Below are 5,172 nucleotides of genomic sequence, written 5' to 3'. Positions count from 1 at the left end.
AGTTCGTGAGCGCCAAGAACGGTGAGGGAATCGTCGATGCCTTTGCCGAACTCGCCGAAACAATACGGCGTCGGCAGATTTAGGCGAAGTGCAGCCGCGAGGACTTAACTCCGACACCCGCTCCGTACCAGTCAGTTTCACGGCGGGCGGTCGACCGCGCGCCGAAATGGCATAATCGCCACGTGTACCAGCTCTGTAAGGATCAGCGTCCGAAAAAAGGCGCGGCGATCTGCCTGCGGCTACTCCTGGAAAAATCTGACGGCCTTATGGATCGAGATGAAGCTGATGGAAATCCTCTCGGAGCCCATTCATAGAGCGCTGGGTGGCGCGACAGTCTCAAACCTCTAGGTCCACCAGAAATTTCATCGACTTGTCCAACAGTTCCAATAACCACCACCAAGTACTTGGTCAGCGGTCGTATCCAAGAAATGATCGTAATCGGTATGACTTTCGTCATCATCGCTCATGACTTTCGATAGGTGTCGTCATCTCCCCAACCGTTCTATCGCTGTGAGAGTAGCTATCTGGCAGGCCGGGAGTTTTGGTCGGGCGCTGAGCTACGCAGAACGGTCGGGTAGCTGCGATGAACATTCGAACAAGCTGGCCCAGGGACTCGCATGCTCGGCACCAGAGCGTGCAAACGCCGGCTCCATCCAGGGAGCAAACTGCTGGCGCTGGAGTGTCGACTAGCGCCGGTTTTCCGGTTGAAGAAATCCACGGTTTTGGCGCACTCGCTTCCTGCAGGACTCTCCGGACGAGCGCTGGCCGCAGCTGGGAAAAAGTGTACCTGTCCACACAGATTGAAGATCCCAATGGCGTGGCCTTTCCGGCCAGCCCGCATCTTTTCATCAGGCTGACAACATCCGGATCCGCCAAAATCGTCTCCAACATCGGCGGACGCGAATACAGTGCGAACAGCCGCCCCGGGCAGTTGGATGTTGTCGCCCCCGGCCAGCCAATCCAACTGGGATGGGATAGACGCGTCCACACGACGCATCTTTATCTGCATGCCTCCCTTCTGGCCGAAATTAGTGCTGATTTCGAAAGCCATGGCCAGCCCATCGGGATCCTGAGCGGGTTGGCATTGACGGATCCGCTGCTCGAGTGGCTCGCTACCGAGATCGACCAGGCGCTGGAGCTCGACGCCGAAGGATTGTATCCTTACGTGATACATCTCGCACGGGCCGCGGTGGGCCGGGTTTTGTGCAGGTATTCGAATTTATATCTCTATCAGGCAGGTGAATTTTCAGACAAAAAGCTTGGCAAAAGGCAGCTTTCGTCCTTTCATCAAATTATCGAAGCCAGAATGCAGCAGAAGCTTTCTCTATCCGATTTGGCGGAAGGGAGTGGGTTGTCGACGAGTCACTTTGCTCATCTTTTCAAGAACGCTACCGGCAAGACGCCATATCAATATCTTCTGGAGAGTCGGATTCAGCGCGCACGCTACCTGCTGGCGAGAACTTCAATGCCGATCGTGCAGATAGCCACGGAATGCGGATTTGCCGACCAAGTGCATTTTAGCAGAGCCTTCTCGAAAGTTGTCGGCCAGCCGCCAGGTGCATTCCGTAAAGCTTCAGTCAGCTAAAGCGCCTTCCAACTCGTTCGATCTGCGCGATATGCGGGCAGTCGCCCGCAACATCGATGAACGCTCGGAACCGAAGGATCCGGTGGAGCTAAATTGCGGCCCTCCAGGCGGAAAATACGAACCCATTGCAGACGGTGAATGCATCGCATGAGGCGCCCCGAGCGCCTTTGCAGTGCAGACTGGGGGTCAAATGCGGTTGGGCGGCCGGACAACCGGATCCGGCCGCCCACCAGGACGTTCCGATCGGTGGGACGGGCCGACATCTGGGTTGGCTCTTGGGCGATTGCAGCGATCACGAGCGACGCTAAGGGCGGAAAATAGGCACAATGAAAAGGCCGCCCGAAAGCGGCCTTTCCTTGAAGGGGCAAAGCTGGACCGAACTACTTGGCGTCCTTCTTTACAGTCGCCTTCGGCGAAGCGGTGGTTTCGAGCCCGTTGTCCTCGGCCATCAGTTCTTCCTTGCTCACCTTCTTGTCGGTGACGGAAATCTGGCCGAGCAGGCGGTCGACCACCTTGTCCTCGAACATCGACGCACGCAGCGTTCGCAGCGCCTCGGGATTGGAGTTGTAGAAGCCAAGCGCCGCCTGCTGCTGGTTGGCCGGGAAGCGATGCACCTGCTCGAGCACGCCGCGCTGCAGCTCCTCGTCCGATACCGAGATGCTCTCCTTCTTACCGACCTCGACTAGGATCAGGCCGAGGCGAATGCGACGTTCGGCAAGATGCATGGCGTCGGCACGCGCTTTCTCCTCGGTCGTGCCCTCGTCGGCGAAGGTGCGACCTGTCGCCTTGAGATCCCGGCTGACCTGTGCCCAGATGGTGTTGAACTCAGCCTCTACCAACTGCGAGGGCACCTCGAATTGATAGGAAGCGGCGAGCTGGTCCAGCAATTGCCGCTTGACCTTCTGGCGCGCTATCGAGCCGAACTGGTTCTCGATCTGGCCGCGCACGACTTCACGCAGGCGCCCCAGCGACTCCAGGCCAAGCGCCTTGGCGGTCCCGTCGTTGATCTCCAGCTTGCCGGGCTTCGCCACTTCCTTGACGGTGACGTCGAAGGTCGCTTGCTTGCCGGCCAGACTGGCGATCTGGTAGTTCTCTGGGAAGGTCACGGTGATCTTCTTCTCATCGCCTGCCTTGGCGCCGATCAACTGGCCCTCGAAGCCCGGGATGAAATCCTGGGCGCCGAGTACCAGCGGCTGGTTGGCGCCAGTCCCGCCGGAAAAGGCTTCTTCGATCTTGCCGACATAGTTGATCGTCACGCGGTCGCCTTCGGCGGCCCTGCTGGCGGCAGGCTTGTAGGTGCGAGCCGCTTCGGCGACACGCTTGACCTGCTCGTCGATCTCGGATGCCGGCACATCATAGACCGGGCGCGTTATCTTGATGTTGGCGAAGTCCTTGATATCGATCGCCGGAACAACCTCGCGATTCAACTGAGCCGTGCCTGCGATATCGGCCGCAAGGGTACTGGCGGCTGCACCGCAATCCTTGGAGGCACCGCCAGCCGAACTGCATGCCGTGTTGGCAAGCTGTTCACCTGAGCCAGCTTTGGAGGCACCGCCAGTTGGATTGCTGGCCGCGTTGGCAAGCATGCCAGCCGAGCCGGTACCGACGCCAGCGGCCGCACTCTTGGAGGCACCGCCAGCCGGATTGCCGTCCGCATAGGCAAGCAGGCCACCATAGGCAAGCAAGCCGCCTGAGCCGCCCGCCGTACCATTGGAGGCACCACCAGCCGTGTTGGCAAGCAGGCCGTTCGAGCCAGCGCCGCTGCCACCGGTCGCACCATTGGAGGCATCGCCAGCCGGATTGCCAGCCACGTTGGCAAGCAGGCCATTTGAGCCGCCGCCGATGCCACCGTTCGGAGCACCTCCAGCCGCATTAGCAAGCAGGCGAGTTGAGCCGGCACCGCCGGTCGCACCGTTGGAGATACTGCTGGTCGAGTCAGCGTCGACGAGGGACCTGGCAGGGCTGCGGCTGTCCGAGAGGACGACCAAACCAGCGAGCGAATTGCCGCAGTGAGCGCCGCCCTGGGTTGAAGTGTCGCAGTCGATGTTTCCCAGGACGCTCCCGATGACTCCATCGCCGGTGCCGCCACCACCAGTGCCGCCCCCACCAGTGCCGCCGCCGCCAGTGCCGCCGCCAGTGCCGCCACCACCACCAGTGCCGCCACCGCCAGTGCCACCTCCGCCAGTGCCACCTCCGCCGAGGCCACCGCCGATCGAGCCGATAATCCCGCCGACTAGGCCGTTAGCGCTCCCGATCAAACCGTTCACGGCGCTGGCCAGTGCGCCGACGGCACCGCCGATCGAGCCGACCGCGCCATTTGCGGCATTGGTTAGCGAGCCGGCTGTGCCATTAGCTGTGCTGCCCAGCGAGCCGACTGTGCCACCGAGCGTGCCGCCAGCACCACCTGCGCCGTTCAGGGCAGTGCCCAGCGAGCCAATCGCGCTGCCGAGCGTACCGCCGGCATCACCTGTACCGCCAGCACCACCGGCCGCGCCGTTCAGGGCAGTGCCCAGCGAGCCAATCGCGCTGCCAAGCGTACCGCCGGCATCACCTGTACCGCCAGCACCACCGGCCGCGCCGTTCAGGGCAGTGCCCAGCGAGCCAATCGCGCTGCCAAGCGTACCGCCGGCATCACCTGCACCGCCAGCACCACCGGCCGCGCCGTTCAGGGCAGTGCCCAGCGAGCCAATCGCGCTGCCGAGCGTACCGCCGGCATCGCCAGCACCGCCCGTCGCAACATTCAGGGCATTGGCGAGTGAGCCGAGCGTACCGCCGGCATCGCCAGCACCGCCCGTCGCAACATTCAGGGCGTTGGCCAGGGCACCAACGGCGCCGCCGAGCGTGCCGCCGGCACCACCGGCTCCGCTGATCGCGCCGTTCACGGCGTTCCCGAGTGAGCCGACCGTGCCACCGAGCGTGCCTCCGGTACCACCGGCTCCACCAACTGCTCCGTTCAGCGCAGTACCCAGCGAGCCGACCGCGCCATTGGCAGCGCCACCAAGCGAGCCGACCGTTCCGCCGAGCGAACCGCCGATGCCACCGGCACCACCGACTGCTCCATTGAGCGCATTACCCAGGGCGCCAACGGTGCCACCGAGCGTACCGCCGGCACCGCCAGCTCCGCCGATCGCGCCGTTCAGCGCTGTACCCAACGAGCCAACCGCGCCGCTCGCGGCACCGCCAAGCGAGCCGACCGCGCCACCGAGCGTACCGCCGGCACCACCGGCTCCACCAACTGCTCCGTTCAGCGCAGTACCCAGCGAGCCGACCGCGCCATTGGCAGCGCCACCAAGCGAGCCGAGCGAACCGCCGATGCCACCGGCACCACCGATCGCGCCGTTGACGGCGCTGGCCAACGAGCCAACCGCGCCGTTGGCAGCACCGCCAAGCAAGCCGACCGTGCCACCAAGCGAGCCACCGATGCCACCGGCACCGCCGACTGCTCCATTGAGCGCAGTACCCAGGGCGCCGACAGCACCACCGAGCGTACCGCCGGCACCGCCGGCTCCGCCGACCGCACCGTTCACGGCGCTACCCAGGGCACCAACAGCGCCACCGAGCGTGCCACCGGCACCGCCAGCTCCACC

Annotated in this window: 1 protein-coding gene and 1 pseudogene; one reads left to right on the top strand and one right to left on the bottom strand. The window is 63.5% G+C overall.

From position 1 onward, the window contains the following. Positions 1 to 679: 679 nt before the first annotated feature. Positions 680 to 1,585, top strand: coding sequence for a helix-turn-helix transcriptional regulator (locus FJ957_RS31620; RefSeq protein ID WP_181180787.1), 906 nt, complete (start codon positions 680 to 682; stop codon positions 1,583 to 1,585). Positions 1,586 to 2,004: 419 nt separating this feature from the next. On the opposite strand, the pseudogene tig reads toward FJ957_RS31620, so the two are convergent. Continuing rightward, positions 2,005 to 3,015 (bottom strand): annotated as a pseudogene (tig, locus tag FJ957_RS31615) (trigger factor); the annotation flags it as partial. Between the last annotated feature and the right edge of the window lie 2,157 nt (positions 3,016 to 5,172).

The sequence above is a fragment of the Mesorhizobium sp. B2-4-6 genome, assembly GCF_006442775.1.
Classification (GTDB): Bacteria; Pseudomonadota; Alphaproteobacteria; order Rhizobiales; family Rhizobiaceae; genus Mesorhizobium.
The sequence above is the reverse complement of the archived record's forward strand: the minus strand, read 5'-3'. Positions and strand labels throughout refer to the sequence as shown.